The organism is Streptomyces sp. NPDC017991 (assembly GCF_044328075.1).
In the GTDB taxonomy this organism is placed as follows: domain Bacteria; phylum Actinomycetota; class Actinomycetes; order Streptomycetales; family Streptomycetaceae; genus Streptomyces.
This window is the reverse complement of sequence record NZ_JBIRGP010000010.1, coordinates 57,837-72,314: the sequence shown is the minus strand read 5'-3', so window position 1 is coordinate 72,314 and position 14,478 is coordinate 57,837. Positions and strand designations below refer to the sequence as shown.

Sequence of the window (14,478 nt, the reverse complement as noted above, 5' to 3'; positions counted from 1 at the left end):
GTTTCAGCGGCGCGAGCCCAACATAACCGCACAGCAACAACCATTGACAAGTGTCCGGGATGTTTCTCTACTGTGAACGCTCACAGAAGCAGCACTAGCGAGCCGTAGGGGCGCGCCGGTGTCGAGGGCGCGAGCGCGCGGAGGCCCGAAGGGCTGAGCACGGTCGTGCTCTCGACACCGGCTGAAGCGCCCCGGAGGCGAGCCGCACAGAAAAAGGGGCAGGCCTCCGCAGCAGGCGGAGACCACGGTCAGGGAGATACATCCATGCCACACACGAAGCTGCGTCGCCTCGTGACCATCTCGGTCGCCGTCACGCTCGGCGCCACCGCACTCGCCGCCTGCGGGTCCTCGGATGACGACAGCGAGGCCGACTCGGGGCCGGTCTCGCTGACGTACTGGTCCTGGACGCCGGGCATGGACAAGGTCGCCGACCTGTGGAACGACGGCCAGGGCAAGAAGGACCAGATCAAGGTCACGGTCAAGAAGCAGGCGTCCGGCGACACACTGGTCACCAAGATCCTCACCGCGCACAAGGCCAAGAAGGCCCCGGACCTGGTCCAGGCCGAGTACCAGGCCCTGCCGACGCTGGTCAGCAACGACGCGCTCGCCGACATAGCCGGTGACGTGGACGGGGTGAAGGACAAGTTCGCCGAGGGCGTCTGGCAGCAGACCACGCTGGGCTCGGACGCGGTGTACGCGATCCCGCAGGACTCCGGACCGATGATGTTCTACTACCGCCAGGACCTGTTCAAGAAGTACGGCCTCGAAGTCCCGAAGACCTGGGAGGAGTTCGCCGAGACCGCCCGCGCGCTGAAGAAGAAGGCGCCGGAGACGGACCTGACCACGTTCTCCGCCAACGACTCCGGGCTGTTCGCCGGTCTCGCGCAGCAGGCCGGCGCCAAGTGGTGGACCACCGAGGGCGACAAGTGGAAGGTCGGCATCGACGACGCGGCCTCGCAGAAGGTCGCCGACTTCTGGGGCGGCCTCGTCGAGGAGGGCGCGATCGACAACCAGCCGATGTACACGCCCGCCTGGAACAAGGCGCTGAACACCGGTAAGCAGATCGCCTGGGTGAGCGCGGTCTGGGCGCCGGGCACCCTCACCACGGCCGCGCCCGACACCAAGGGCAAGTGGGCGATGGCCCCGCTGCCGCAGTGGTCCGCCGCCGAGAACGTCACGGGCAGCTGGGGCGGTTCGTCCACGGCCGTCACCACGGACTCCTCGCACAAGTCGGCCGCCGCGAAGTTCGCCACCTGGCTGAACACGGACCCCGAGGCGCTGACCGCACTCGCGAAGGAGGGCGGTATCTACCCGGCCGCCACGACCGCGCAGACCAGTGACGCCTTCACCGAGCCGCCGGCGTACTTCTCGAACCAGCCGGACTTCTACACCCAGGCCTCCGCCATCGCGAAGACCACCGCCCCGTCCGCCTGGGGCCCGAACGTCAACGTCGCGTACACGACGTTCCGGGACGCCTTCGGCGCGGCCGCCAAGAACAAGTCGGACTTCGGTGCGGCCCTGAAGAAGATGCAGGACGACACCGTCGCCGACCTCGACAAGCAGGGCTTCGAGGTCGCGGAGTGACGACCGCACGCCGGAAGTCGTACGGGGTCAAGGGGGCCCCGTATGCCTTCCTCCTCCCCGCGACGATCCTGTTCGTCCTGTTCTTCGCGCTGCCCATCGGGTACGCGGTCTGGCTCAGTCTGCACAAGGTCCAGGTCAAGGGCCTGGGACTCGGTTCAGGAGCCCGCAAAGAGGTCTGGGCCGGCCTGGAGAACTACACCGACGCCCTCACCGACTCCGAGCTGCTCGCCGGAGCGCTGCGCGTGCTCGGGTACGGCGCCATCGTCGTCCCGGTGATGCTGGGGCTCGCGCTGCTCTTCGCGCTGATGCTCGACGCCGACCGGGTCCGTCTCGCACCGGTCACCCGCCTCGCGATCTTCCTGCCGTACGCCATTCCCGGTGTCGTCGCCGCCATGCTCTGGGGCTTCCTCTATCTGCCGGACGTCAGCCCCTTCTACTTCGTCCTCGACCGGCTGGGCCTGCCGCAGCCGGATCTGCTGGACGGCGGGCCGCTGTACATCGCGCTGTCCAACATCGCGGTGTGGGGCGGCACCGGCTTCAACATGATCGTCATCTACACCGCGCTGCAGGCCATCCCGGCCGAGGTGTACGAGGCGGCCGAGCTGGACGGCGCCACCCCGCTGCAGACCGCGCTCAGGATCAAGATCCCGATGGTGGTGCCCTCGCTGGTGCTCACCTTCTTCTTCTCGATCATCGCGACGCTCCAGGTGTTCAGCGAGCCGACCACGCTCAAGCCCCTCACCAACTCCGTCTCCACGACCTGGAGTCCGCTGATGAAGGTGTACCAGGACGCCTTCGGCAAGGGTGACATCTACTCCGCCGCGGCGACCGCGGTGATCATCGCGCTGGTCACGCTGGTCCTGTCCTTCGGCTTCCTGCGGGCCGCGAACTCCCGTAACAAGCAGGAGGCAGCACGATGAGTTCTCTTGCCGTCCGCAAGGCGGCCCCCGCCGCCGGCACGACGCCCGGCACCGCGCAGGGGCCGCCGCTGCGCCGCCGCATCGCCTTCGTCCCGACGGTGACCCTGCTGATCGGCGCGCTCTACTGCCTGCTGCCGGTGGCCTGGGTGGTGATCGCGGCGACCAAGTCGGGCAGCGAACTGTTCTCGACGTTCACGTTCCTGCCGGGCACGGGCTTCACCGAGAACGTCAGGGACCTCAGCGCCTACCGTGACGGCGTGTACTGGAAGTGGATGGGCAACTCCGCCCTCTACGCGGGACTCGGCGCCCTCATGTCGACCGTCGTCTCGGCGTTCAGCGGCTACGCCCTCGCGATCTACCGCTTCCGCGGACGCGAGACCGTCTTCAACATCCTGCTGGCGGGCGTGCTGATGCCGCCCGTGATCCTCGCGATCCCGCAGTACCTCCTCATGGCCAAGGCCGACCTCACGGATTCGTACGCGTCCGTGCTGCTGCCGCTGGTCCTGTCCCCGTACGGCGTGTATCTCGCGCGGATCTACTCCGCCGCGGCCGTGCCCGCCGACGTCGTCGAGGCGGGGCGGATGGACGGGGCGAGCGAGCTGCGGATCTTCACCCGGATCGCGCTGCCGATGATGGTGCCCGGACTGGTGACGGTCTTCCTGTTCCAGTTCGTGGCGGTGTGGAACAACTTCCTGCTGCCGTACATCATGCTCAGCGACGACGAGAAGTTCCCGATCACCCTCGGTCTGTTCACCCTCCTCGAACAGGGCTCCAACACCCCGGCCCTCTACACGCTGGTGATCACCGGCGCGCTGCTCGCGGTGATCCCGCTCGTCGCGCTCTTCCTGGTCATCCAGCGGTTCTGGAGTCTCGATCTGCTGTCGGGAGCCGTAAAGTCGTGACCATGAGCCAATCGGGGGGCCGGCGCCGACCGCCGACGATCCACGACGTCGCGCGCGAGGCCGGAGTCTCACGGGGGACGGTGTCACGCGTCCTGAACGGCGGCCACTATGTGAGCCCCGCCGCCCAGGAGTCGGTCAACGCCGCCATCCGCAAGACGGGTTACGTCGTGAACCGGCACGCCCGCTCGCTGATCACCGGACGTTCGGACTCGATCGGCTTCCTGCTCACCGAACCGCAGGAGAGGTTCTTCGAGGACCCCAACTTCAACGTCCTGCTGCGCGGTTGTACGCAGGCACTGGCGGCGCACGACATCCCGTTGTTGCTGATGCTGGCGGGCACCGAGGACGAGCGGCGCCGCATCACGCGGTACATCACGGCGGGTCACGTCGACGGGGTGCTGCTGGTCTCCAGCCACTCCGGCGACCCGGTGGCCGAGCAACTGCGCGACGCGGGGGTGCCGCTCGTCATGTGCGGCAAGCCCATCGGCGTCGGCTCCAAGATCAGTTACGTGGCCGCCGACGACCGGGACGGCGCCCGGGACATGGTGCGCCATCTGGTGTCGCTCGGCCGGCGCCGGGTGGGCATGGTGACCGGCCCGCTGGACACCCCCGGCGGTGTCGAGCGGCTGGCGGGCTACCGCGAGGTGCTCACCGAGTCGGGCATCGACCTGGACGAACGCCTCGTCACGTCCGGCGACTACAGCCGGGCCGGCGGAGAGGCGGGCGCCGAGCTCCTGCTGAAGCGGGCGCCGGACATGGACGCGGTCTTCGTGGCGTCCGACCTGATGGCGCAGGGCGTGCTGAGCGCGCTGCACCGGGCGGGACGGTCCGTTCCCGGGGATGTCGCGGTGGGTGGCTTCGACGACTCCTCGGCGGCGGTCGCGGCGAGCCCCGAACTCACCACGATCCGCCAGCCCTACGACCGCATCAGTTCCGAGATGGTCCGGGTGCTGCTCGCCCAGATCGGCGGAGAGGACCCGGCGGCGGTGATCCTGCCGACGGAGCTGGTGAAACGCCAGTCGACCTGAGGCGGGGGCTCACCGGTGGTCGGCGGACAGCAGTGTCCGTACGCCCTCGGCGGTCAGCATCACGCTGTCCGGTGAGCCGGCGTCGATGGTCAGCGAGGGGTTCCTCTCCGGCCAGTACGCCGGGAGCGTGCCGAGCGGGACGAGACAGTAGTGGCGGACGCCCGGCAGGGAGTGGACCATGCGTGCTTCCGAGGTGAAGACCAGCACGGTCCGCTCCGTGACCGGCAGGATCAGTGTCATCGGATCCCCGTCGTCGTCCGAGCCGTAGGACGGGATCAGTACGTCGCTGTCGGCGAGCGTCGCCCGCGCGCGCCGGTCCCCTCCGTCGTGGGCCAGCACGCTCAGGGCCCGGAGGATCACCTCGGCGGTGTCTTCGCCGGTCGCGTCGGTCGTGTTCATGGTGCCGCGTTCCGTCCTCCCCGCGCGGCCCCCGGAGACCCGATTGCCCGAAGATGATCCATCCGCGCGGAATGCACCTCTTCTACCCACTCATCCCGTCCCCATGCGCCGACGATACAGATGCCCTGTACACTGAGTGACTGCGAAGGGGAGTAGTCCTGCGAACCGGTCGTCGACACGCTGGAGCCCTCGGGTTCCCGGTGGCCGGGCCCGTGTGAACACACGGGTGGACGAGACCTTCGGCCAGGCATTGCCGTGCCCGCGATTTCGCGGCGCACCCGACATGCCGGGCCGATCGGTTCTCCCGTCGCCCCGATCGAGGGCGCTTCGCGAAGATCCGGGGGCCCGGTCCCTACAGAAAGCCACCGGAATGCATCTCGACCCTCTGGCGATCCTCACCGCCTTCGGGCTGATCTTCCTCGCCGAGCTGCCGGACAAGACGATGTTCGCGTCGCTGGCCATGGGTACGCGTATGCGGCCGCTCTACGTGTGGTTCGGTACGTCCACCGCGTTCATCGTCCATGTCGCAATCGCGGTCGGCGCCGGAAGCCTCATCGGCCTGCTGCCCGACTGGACCGTCAAGTCCGTCTCGGCCGCCCTCTTCGCGTTCGGCGCCTTCATGCTGCTGCGCGGGGGCGGGGACGACGAGGAGGACGCCGGCGGCCGTACCGTCACCGGCTTCTGGCCCGTCTACACCACTGCCTTCATGGCCGTGTTCATCAGCGAGTGGGGCGATCTGACGCAGATCACGACCGCCAACCTCGCTGCCACGAACGGGGTCGCGTCCGTGGCCGTCGGTTCGGCGGCGGCCCTGATGTCGGTCTCCGCGCTGGCGCTGCTGGCCGGGCGCTTCATCGCCAAGCGCGTACCCCTCAGGACCGTGCAGCGCGTCGGCGGGATCTGCATGCTCGGCCTCGCCGTCTGGTCGGTGGTGGAGATCTTCGCGGGCTGACGGGCCGCCGACCGCCCCGCACATGACTGGTCAGGATCGGAGAAGCGGCCCGGCACCACCCGGCCGTAGCGTGAGGGCACCGGCGAGAAACCGCTGGGAGACCGGCGGACGAACGAACACCGGTGCCATCACGAACGCGGAGGAGCCCGTCATGCCCGAAGGCCTCAAGACCATCAACTACCCCGTCAAGGACCTCGCCCGCGCCAAGGCCCTGTTCGGCGCGCTCCTCGGAGTGGAGCCGTACGTGGACGAGGCGTACTACGTGGGCTTCCGGGCGCCGGGCGGGCCCGAGGTAGGGCTCGACCCGCACGGCCACGCCAAGGGTCTGACCGGACCCGTCCCCTACTGGTACGTCGACGACATCAAGGCGGGCCTCGCCGGTCTCGTCGGCGCCGGCGCCGAGGTGGTCCAGGACGTCCAGGACGTCGGCGGCGGCATGCTGATCGCCTCCGTGAAGGACGCGGACGGCAACGCCGTCGGTCTGGTCCAGGAGGCGTCCTGATCCCGCGGCCTGACAGCCTGATCCTGAAGCCGGACAACTGTATGCAACTGCACTAGTTGCATGCTCAACAAGCGGCCCTTTCTCTGTTACCGTGCGGACATGGCAGCAGAGAAGGCCGCTTCCCGGCTGGAGGACCAGTGGCGGGACATCCTGTCGGTGCACGCGCGCACCATGTGCGAGATCGATCGCGAACTCCATCCGCACGGACTGGGCGCCAGTGACTTCGAGGTGCTCGACATCCTCGTGTCGAGCACCTCGGCCCCCGACGCCCACGTGAGCACGGGCCGGGCCCCCGCCGAGCAGTGCCGCGTGCAGAACATCGCCGACCGGATCCATCTGAGCCAGAGCGCCCTCTCCCGGCTGATCGGACGGCTGGAGAAGGAGGGCCTGGTGGAGCGGAGCATCTGCCAGGAGGACCGGCGCGGCGTCTGGGTGGCCCTCACCCGGAAGGGCCGTGATCTGCACGCTCAGGTCCGCCCCCTGCAGCGCGCCGCCCTGGCGCGCATGCTGGCCGACGCCTGAAGATCCTTCCGCCGGGCGCGGCGCATCCCGTACCGTCACATGGGTCGCCGTGCGCAGGACGGCGCGGGCTGTGTCGGGGGGATCACAGTGGTCGGAGACGAAGAGCGGCAGGCCGGGGTCAGCAGCTACGAGACGCGTTGTGTGGACGAGTCCCGTGTCGTCATCGCGCAGCACTACTACGACCTTCGCCTCGAAGTGCCGGGCCGGGCCGAGGACTTCCTCACCCGGCTCAGCGTGGCCGAGCTCGGCGCGCTGACCGTCGGCGAGATCGGTTTCGGTACCGAGGTGACGATCGACTTCGCGCAGCCGCGGGTCTACCACGTGACCGTGCCGCTCACCGGCCGCTTCCGCTGCAGACAGGGGTACGGGGCGTCGGCGTACACCGCTCCCGGGCGTGCGGTGTTCCTCAGGCCGGAACGCGGGATCAGGGTGGACGACTGGTCGCCCGACTGCCGTGCCCTCACCGTGAAGATCGACATGGCGGCCCTGCACGAGCGGCTGGAGGCCCTGCTCGGCGGGCCCGTACGGCGTCCGCCGTCCTTCGAGACGTACATCGACGTCACTCGGGGGGCCGGGCGCAGCTGGGCGGACCTCGCGCTGTGGTGCCTGCGGGAGAGGAACACCCCGGACGGACTGCTGGGCCGGCCCCTGATCCGGTCACGGATAGAACAGACCCTGCTGGAAGGGTTGTTGCTCGCGTGCGGCCACTCCTACCGCGGCGCTCTGGAGGCGCCCGTGCCGGCGGCGCGGCCCGCGACGGTCAGACGGGTCATGGAGGCGATCGAGGAGCGGCCGGACGAGCACTACGACGCGGCGCGGCTGGCCCTGCTGTCCCAGATCGGGGTGCGCGCCCTCCAGGAGGCCTTTCGCAAACATGTGGGGATGTCCCCCACCGCCTACGTCACCGAGGTACGCCTGCGGCGGGCGCACGAGCAGTTGCTCGCGGCCGATCCCGCGACGATCACGGTCACGGAGGTGGCGTACAGGTGGGGGTTCGGCCATCTCGGGCGCTTCGCGCAGCGCTACCGGACCCGGTTCGGGACCTCGCCCGCGCAGACGCTGCGGTCCTGATGACGGACGCCACCGCGCATACCGGACAAGGGCCGCGCTTTGCGGAGCGATTCCGGCACGGGTGTCGGCCTACCGTTGATCACGGCGCCCGTGCGTCGGGGATGAACGGTGTCGGCGCCGTTCATCCCGCACGGTTGAGGACCAGGGGCGCGGGAGCGGGAACACGCCCGCGCCCCAGGGCCCGGCCGCTCCCCTCCGACAGGTGGCCGGGCCCGACCCCCGTCCGCACCGCCCTTCTCAGGCGCGGGGCGCCAGCAGGGTGCGTACCCCCTGGGAGTCGAGGGTCAGGCCGTGCGGCGTGCTGGCGTCGATGCTCAGCGAGAGGTCGCTGGCGGGCCACTGCGCGGCGAGCGTCCCCAGCGGGACGAGGCGGTAGCGCGACACGGACGGCAGCAGCTCGGCCATCGTCACTTCCGAGGTGAACACCGGGACCAGCGGGTCGGAGCCCGGCTGTTCGAGAACGGGCAGGGCCACGACCGTGGGGTCTGCCACCGTCTCGTCCTGGGCGTCGTCGGGCACCGGGACCAGCACGTCACTACCGGCCAGTGTGTCCAGCGCCGCGCCGTCCCCGGCGTTCTCGGCCAGGACGCTCAGCGCGCGCTGGGCCTCCACCGTGGCGCTGTCGTTCGAGGAAATCTCCATGGCACATCCAGACGTAGTGGCGAAAACAGGCCGCCCGTGTCGTGTCCGACTCGGGCGCGGCTGATTGCGTACCCGTCCTGCGGGGTGCCATGCCCACTCCACACACCCGTCACGCAACGGTCACGGGATGAGCGGAATGTCGTGCGAGGGCAGTCCCAGCCGGTCGCGGCCGACGCGCCGGGCCAGTGGCTCGGCCATGCTCGCCCCGATGTGCGACCAGTACGTGGCGGCGTCCCGGAAGTAGCGCTGCATCCGCGTCCCGTCCCGGGCGTGGCGGGAGCCGGCCGTGCGGAAGAGGATGTTCTGCAGGGCGTCCCAGGCCATGCGGCCGGCGGTGAGGAAGACGATCGCGAGCCGGTTGTCGTCGGCGAGGGTGAAGGGCGCCTCGCCCAAGACGTTGCGGCGGCAGGCCTCCATGTAGTCCTCGGCGTTGCGCTGGAGGGCGGCCCGCGCGGTGTGGATCTGGCCGAGCGCCTCGCCGAGGTGACGCTGGTAGTCGTGCAGTTCCGAGCGGGTACGGTCCGGTTCCAGGGTGAGCGGGCGGCCGGCGAGGATCCGGGTGTACTCGTCGGCGGCGGCGTACGCGATGCCGGTCATGATGGCCGCCAGCTCCCCGTGGTAGACGCTGGGCGCGCGTCCCGCGTACAGGGCGTTGCCGTGCAGCTTCGAGCCGGGGGTGCCGCCCTCGACGGGCAGGTCGAGCAGGCTCAGCTCCCGGGTGAGGTGTTCGGGGATACGGGCCCGGTCCATGCGGACGCTGTTGGAGCCGCTGCCGCGCAGGCCGAGGACGCCGTGCCAGTCGTCGACGAGTGTCCACACCGCGCGCGGGGCGACGAACAGCACCATCGGTCCGGGCGGGTCGCCGGGCTTCTCGGGGGCGCGCAGGGTCTGACCGAGGTAGTGGGTGGAGTACGGGGAGCCGGAGGAGTACGGCCAGGTGCCGTCCAGGACGACCCCGCCGTCGCCGTCCGGTTCGGCGAGGCCGACGGGTGCCACGGTGGACGCGGCGCGGAACTCGCCGTCGGCGCCGAAGACCTCGTCCTGTGCCCGCTCGTCGAACTGCGCGGCGAACTGCAGGACATGGGCGGCGGTCAGGGACAGGGCCCAGCCGGTGGAGGGGCAGCCGCGGGTGATCTCGGTGACCACGCGGAAGAAGGTCGGCAGCCCGAACTCGTATCCGCCGTAGCGGCGCGGCTGCAGGGTCCGGTAGAAGCCGGCCCGCAGGAAGTCGTCGTGCGTCTCCTGCGGGTAGCGCGTCAACTCCTCTGCCCGTGCCTGCCGTTCGAGCAGCGCGGGCCGCAGGGCGATCGCCCGGTCGATGAGTTCGCGTTCGGTCAGTCCTGGCTCGGGAGGGGCGATCACGGTGCCTCCTGACGGGTGGGGCGGTCCGTATGTGACGCGGTACCCGTGATTGAACACGCGACCAGTGCCTCCTGTACCCACCGGATACCGCCAACCGGATCCCGTTGAGTGGGCCGCCCCCGCGCCTACTTCAGGTACGGGCCGTCGGCGCCGATCTTCCCCGGGCCGTTCAGCACGTACACGCGCAGGTTGCCCTTGCCGGGCGCGCCGACGCTCAGCGTGCCGTCGGAGACGGTCTTCACGTCCCCGGTGACGGCGTCCGTGTAGGTGCCGTTCGGGATGCCCGTGTAGGTGGCGCCGCCCGTGACCGTGACCAGGGCGAAGCTGTCCGTCGAGCCGCTGGTGTACCGGCGTTTGAAGGCCATCGAGCCGCTGATGCCCTCGGTGGAGTACTGGCCCATCTGCAGGGCGGGGACGGCCCGGCGGATCCGGTTGAGCCGCTGGAGGTGCTTGACCAGGGGCTGCGCGAGGGTGTCGGCGACCTCGCCGCTCGCGGAGCCGACCGTGCCGAAGTCGGAGGCCGTCACACTGCCGGCGAGATGGCCGCCGTAGTACGCGCGACCGGTCGTGGCCAGCGGGCAGGTCGGACCGCAGTCGATCTTCTTGCCCTTCCGGAACTCGATCTCGGAGCCGTAGTACAGGGTGGGGATACCGCGGAAGGTCCACATCAGGGCCATGTTCTCGGCCCACGCGTCGGTGCCGCCGGTGTAGCGCTCACTGCTCTTGTTCGGCCCGTAGTCATGACTGTCGACGTACACGACGTTGTACGTGGCGTCGTTGACGCTGTCGTCGGAGTCCTTGCCGTTGCCGTAGGCGTTCTGCGCGTCACCGAAGTTCATGTGCATGCGCATGTCGATGATGTTCATGCCGGAGAACCGGCTGCGGTCCGGGGTGTGGTAGCTGTTCCCGTTCAGGAAGGCGTTGGTGGACGTCGGCTGGTTTCCCGTGCCCTGGTCGTTCTCGTAGGTGAACTGTTCCAGGGCCGCCGCCTCGTCGTCGGCGCTGTACTCCTTGCGCTCCTTCCAAGTGTAGAACTGCGCGGAGTGGTTGACCGAGCCGCGGTTCCACTTGTCGTTGACGAAGGCCGCGACCTCGCCGAAGACGAAGAAGTTCTTCGCGGCCTCGGCGCCGAACTTCTGGGTGACGCGTTCCTGGATGGCGGGCAGGAAGCGGCGGTTCCAGGTGACGCGGGGTATGTGCACGGCCGTGTCGACGCGGAAGCCGTCGACACCCATGTCGATGTACTTGTCGTACGCGCCGATCAGGTAGTTCTGGACCGTGGTGTTCTCGGTGTCGAAGTCGGCCAGGTCCTCGTGCAGCCAGCAGGAGCGCGCGTCCTCGCCCTCCCAGTTGCCGATCCAGCACTGGTGGTAGAGCGCCTTCGGGAACATGCCCGAAGTGGGGCCCGGCCACTGGCAGTTGTAGAGCGTGTAGCCCTCGGCGCTCTTGCCGCCGGTGGGCTTGCCCCAGTTGAGGCAGGTGTTGCCGGACGGTTCGGCCGTCGACCACAGGTCGCCGTTGTAGTAGGCCTTGCCGGACTTGGGTTCGACGGTGAGGCCGTCGTACTCGAAGCCCTCGTTCCGCTCGTCGTAGTACCAGCTCCACTGCGAGTCGCGGACGCCGTACACGGTGGGGGTGAACAGGCCCTTGGCGCCCCAGCGGGAGCTGTGGTTGTGGACGACGTCCTGGTAGATCTTCATGCCCTTGGCGTGCGCCGCGTTGATCAGGTCCTGGTAGGAGGCGCCCGCCGACTCCAGGCGCGGGTCGACCTTGTAGAAGTCGTAGCCGTGATAGCCGTGGTAGTCGTAGTCCGAGCGGTTGAGGACCACCGGGGTGACCCAGACCGCCGAGAAGCCGAGCGCCTTGATGTAGTCGAGTTTCTCGATCAGGCCCTTGAAGTCGCCCCGGAACATGGGGTCGTTGTTCGCGGCGTTGCCGGACTTGGTGTGCTGGCTGCCGCCCCGGTTGTTGGAGCTGTCGCCGTCGTGGAAGCGGGCGGTGAGGACGAAGTAGACGGGGTCCTTGCGGGGGTCGGTGCCCAGCGGGGTGCCCGAGGCGGGCCCGGGGGCCTTCTCGCCGGTCGTCGCGGTGGCCGCGGTGGAGACGGGCGAGGTGTTCCCCGCCGCGTCGACCGCCTTCACCGTGTAGGTGTACCTCGTCCTCTCCTCAAGTCCCGTGTCGGAGAACACCGTTGAGCCGATGTCGGTGACGGCCGTGCCCTTGGTGCCGCCGGTGCGGGTCACCTGGTACTTGGTCACTCCGGTGTCGTCGGTCGAGGCGTCCCAGCTCAGGACGACGGAGGTGTTCGTGGCGCTCGCGGTCACCCCGGTGGGCGCGGTCGGTGCCTCGGTGTCCGGCTCCACTGCGGCGCACGGGTCCGCCGCGTCCTTGGTGACCGTACGGTCCTCGACGGTCGAGGTGCCGGCGGTGAGGGCGTAGTCGGCGCTGTTGTTGTTGTCCCAGACACCGTTGCCGTTATTGAAGGCGGCCTTCAGTGAGGTCGCCGCGCCGATGTCCAGGGTCCTCTTCCACCAGCCCGTGCAGGCGGCCTCCATGCCGGTGCCGGGCGCGGTCGTCCAGGTACCGCCGGCCGGCGCGTAGTGGATGTTGGCCGTCGTCCAGCCGGTGGTGGCCGTCGAGTAGTAGACCGTCACCTTGTTGCCCTCGGCCGGTTCGGTGCCCGCGCATGGGTCGCTGTGGGCGATCACCCCGTCCTTGACGGTGATGTTCCCGGTGCCGAGTGCGTAGTCGGCGCCGCCGTTGTTGTCCCAGGTGCCGCCGCCGTTGTTGAAGGTGGCCGCGAGCCCGGCCGCCGGGCCGAGGTCGACGGTCTTCTTCACCCAGTCCGTGCAGGCCGCTTCCATCCTCGTGCCCGGCGCGGTGGTCCACGTGCCGCCGTCCGGCGCGTGGTGCAGATGGGTGGACGACCAGTTCTTCGTCTTCGTGTAGTAGAAGACGGTCGCCGTGTTCGCTTCGGCGGCGGCCGTCCCCATCGCGACCGGGCCTGTCTCCGGTGGCCCGGCGAGTGCGCCGAGCAGTCCGGTCGCCACCACCGCCGCGAGGAGCGGGCGCCGCGACCGACCGAGGGGTGTACGTCCCATGAGCGTCTCCAATGCGGGCCGTGGGGCGCCGAGTTGCCCTGCAAGAAGAACCGGCAAGTTCCAGAAACCTCTTGCAGCGCGGAAGCTACAGGTGCATGACAGCCACGTAAAGGGATCGCGCGGCGCGAGAGCCCAAGGGTGAGAACGGACCAGTAGTGGTGACCGGCGCCCACGCGGCGAGCAGGGCGCGCGCCTAGCGTGGACACATGCCGATGCAACCCTGGTTTCCCGCTGCCAAGCTGGGCATCTTCATCCACTACGGCGTCTACGCCGTCGGTGGCGCCGCCGAGTCCTGGTCCTTCTACACGGGCGAGATGACCCACGAGCAGTACATGGAACAGCTCGACGGCTTCAGCGCCTCGCACTACGACCCCGACGCCTGGGCCGACCTGTTCGCCCGCGTCGGCGCCCGGTACGCCGTCCTCACCACCCGGCACCACGACGGCGTCGCGCTCTGGGACACCGACCACCGCAATCTCGACGTGGTCCGGGACACCCCGGCCGGCCGCGACCTCGTCACCGGGTTCGTCGAGGCGCTGCGCGCCCGGGATCTCAAGGTCGGCCTCTACTACTCGCACTCCGACTGGAACCACCCGGACTACGCGACCGAACGGCACCCCGGGCCGTACGTCGTCCCGCTCAACGCGTACTCGCAGGCGGAGCCCGGCCAGGAGGACCCGGCGGCCTGGGCACGCTATCTCGCGTACCGCGACGGGCAGGTACGCGAACTCGTCGAACGCTTCCGGCCCGACATCCTCTGGTTCGACGGCGAGTGGGAACGCACGGAGGAGCAGTGGCGGATGGACGAACTCGCCGGCCTGATCCTCGCGGGCAACCCGGACACCGTCCTCAACGGCCGGATGCCGGGCCACGGCGACTACGCCACGCCGGAACAGGGTGCCCCGCTCCAGGCCCCGGACGGCCCGTGGGAGCTGTGTCTCACCATCAACGGCTCATGGAGTCACCGGCCGCAGGACCGCGACTTCAAGTCGGTGCGGCAACTGGTGCGGTACTTCACCGAGACCATCGGCATGGGCGGCAACCTGCTGCTGGCCGCGGGTCCGCGTGCGGACGGCACGATCCCCGAGGAACAGATCGCCCGCATGGAGGGCCTCGGCGCGTGGATCGGGCGGCACTCGGACGCCGTGTACGGCACGGTCGCCGGGCTGCCCGCCGGGCACCACTACGGCCCCAGCACCCTGTCCGCGGACCGGCGCACGCTCTATCTGGTGTGCTTCGACGCGCCGCGCGACTCCGTGTCGGTACGGGGCCTGCGCAACGGCGTACGGCGTGTCACGGTGCTCGGCACGGGCACGGAGCTCGGCCACCACGTCACGGGCGGCCTGGACACCGTACCGGGGGTGACCTGGATCGACGCGCCCGCGCCGGCCGATCTGGACGAGGAGGCGACCGTACTGGCCGTGGAGCTGGAGGGGGAGCTGGACCTCTACACGGGGACGGGCCGCCTCTGACCGACGTACCGTCGCGCAGGA

At 69.5% G+C, this 14,478-nt stretch carries 13 protein-coding genes; 9 read left to right on the top strand and 4 right to left on the bottom strand.

Features of this window, described 5'->3' with window-relative positions; translation table 11 throughout:
* Window positions 1–264 precede the first annotated feature (264 nt).
* The 4 genes from ACH4DZ_RS27835 to ACH4DZ_RS27820 are packed head-to-tail and all read left to right on the top strand — an operon-like array spanning window position 265 to window position 4,434.
* Window positions 265–1,584 carry an extracellular solute-binding protein gene (locus ACH4DZ_RS27835; RefSeq protein ID WP_398290092.1) on the top strand — a complete coding sequence of 440 codons (1,320 nt, stop codon included), beginning with the start codon at window positions 265–267 and terminating at the stop codon, window positions 1,582–1,584.
* Window positions 1,581–2,504 (top strand): carbohydrate ABC transporter permease, encoded by a 924-nt coding sequence (locus ACH4DZ_RS27830; protein WP_398290091.1) that lies wholly within the window; start codon window positions 1,581–1,583, stop codon window positions 2,502–2,504. The genes ACH4DZ_RS27835 and ACH4DZ_RS27830 overlap by 4 nt, the downstream gene beginning before the upstream one ends.
* Window positions 2,501–3,406, top strand: a complete 906-nt coding sequence (locus tag ACH4DZ_RS27825) for a carbohydrate ABC transporter permease (protein ID WP_398290090.1) — start codon at window positions 2,501–2,503, stop codon at window positions 3,404–3,406. Before ACH4DZ_RS27830 ends, ACH4DZ_RS27825 begins: the two co-directional genes overlap by 4 nt.
* Window positions 3,403–4,434: a LacI family DNA-binding transcriptional regulator gene (locus tag ACH4DZ_RS27820; RefSeq protein ID WP_398290089.1), complete on the top strand. Its 1,032-nt coding sequence runs from the start codon at window positions 3,403–3,405 to the stop codon at window positions 4,432–4,434. Before ACH4DZ_RS27825 ends, ACH4DZ_RS27820 begins: the two co-directional genes overlap by 4 nt.
* A gap of 9 nt (window positions 4,435–4,443) precedes the next feature.
* Here ACH4DZ_RS27820 and ACH4DZ_RS27815 read toward each other — a convergent pair whose 3' ends face one another.
* Window positions 4,444–4,833, bottom strand: a complete 390-nt coding sequence (locus tag ACH4DZ_RS27815) for an SseB family protein (protein ID WP_398290088.1) — start codon at window positions 4,831–4,833, stop codon at window positions 4,444–4,446.
* 370 nt (window positions 4,834–5,203) lie between these two features.
* Here ACH4DZ_RS27815 and ACH4DZ_RS27810 point away from each other — a divergent pair, with 370 nt between their 5' ends.
* The 4 genes from ACH4DZ_RS27810 to ACH4DZ_RS27795 all read left to right on the top strand — a co-directional run bounded on the left by ACH4DZ_RS27810 (window position 5,204) and on the right by ACH4DZ_RS27795 (window position 7,880).
* Window positions 5,204–5,785 (top strand): TMEM165/GDT1 family protein, encoded by a 582-nt coding sequence (locus ACH4DZ_RS27810; protein WP_398290087.1) that lies wholly within the window; start codon window positions 5,204–5,206, stop codon window positions 5,783–5,785.
* A 151-nt stretch (window positions 5,786–5,936) separates the two neighbouring features.
* Window positions 5,937–6,287, top strand: a complete 351-nt coding sequence (locus tag ACH4DZ_RS27805) for a VOC family protein (protein ID WP_398290086.1) — start codon at window positions 5,937–5,939, stop codon at window positions 6,285–6,287.
* A gap of 99 nt (window positions 6,288–6,386) precedes the next feature.
* On the top strand, window positions 6,387–6,809 hold the full coding sequence (locus ACH4DZ_RS27800; protein ID WP_398290085.1) for a MarR family winged helix-turn-helix transcriptional regulator: 423 nt from the start codon (window positions 6,387–6,389) through the stop codon (window positions 6,807–6,809).
* Window positions 6,810–6,896: 87 nt separating this feature from the next.
* Window positions 6,897–7,880: an AraC family transcriptional regulator gene (locus ACH4DZ_RS27795; protein ID WP_398290084.1), complete on the top strand. Its 984-nt coding sequence runs from the start codon at window positions 6,897–6,899 to the stop codon at window positions 7,878–7,880.
* Window positions 7,881–8,117: 237 nt separating this feature from the next.
* On the opposite strand, the gene ACH4DZ_RS27790 is transcribed toward ACH4DZ_RS27795, so the two are convergent.
* The 3 genes from ACH4DZ_RS27790 to ACH4DZ_RS27780 form a co-directional block, all read right to left on the bottom strand.
* Window positions 8,118–8,522, bottom strand: coding sequence for an SseB family protein (locus ACH4DZ_RS27790; protein WP_398290083.1), 405 nt, complete (start codon window positions 8,520–8,522; stop codon window positions 8,118–8,120).
* A 120-nt stretch (window positions 8,523–8,642) separates the two neighbouring features.
* Window positions 8,643–9,884 carry an acyl-CoA dehydrogenase family protein gene (locus ACH4DZ_RS27785; RefSeq protein WP_398290082.1) on the bottom strand — a complete coding sequence of 414 codons (1,242 nt, stop codon included), beginning with the start codon at window positions 9,882–9,884 and terminating at the stop codon, window positions 8,643–8,645.
* 125 nt (window positions 9,885–10,009) lie between these two features.
* Window positions 10,010–12,985 carry a carbohydrate binding domain-containing protein gene (locus ACH4DZ_RS27780; protein ID WP_398290081.1) on the bottom strand — a complete coding sequence of 992 codons (2,976 nt, stop codon included), beginning with the start codon at window positions 12,983–12,985 and terminating at the stop codon, window positions 10,010–10,012.
* 206 nt (window positions 12,986–13,191) lie between these two features.
* Here ACH4DZ_RS27780 and ACH4DZ_RS27775 point away from each other — a divergent pair, with 206 nt between their 5' ends.
* Complete coding sequence (locus ACH4DZ_RS27775; protein WP_398290080.1) at window positions 13,192–14,457, top strand: alpha-L-fucosidase; 1,266 nt, start codon at window positions 13,192–13,194, stop codon at window positions 14,455–14,457.
* The last annotated feature ends 21 nt before the right edge of the window (window positions 14,458–14,478 follow it).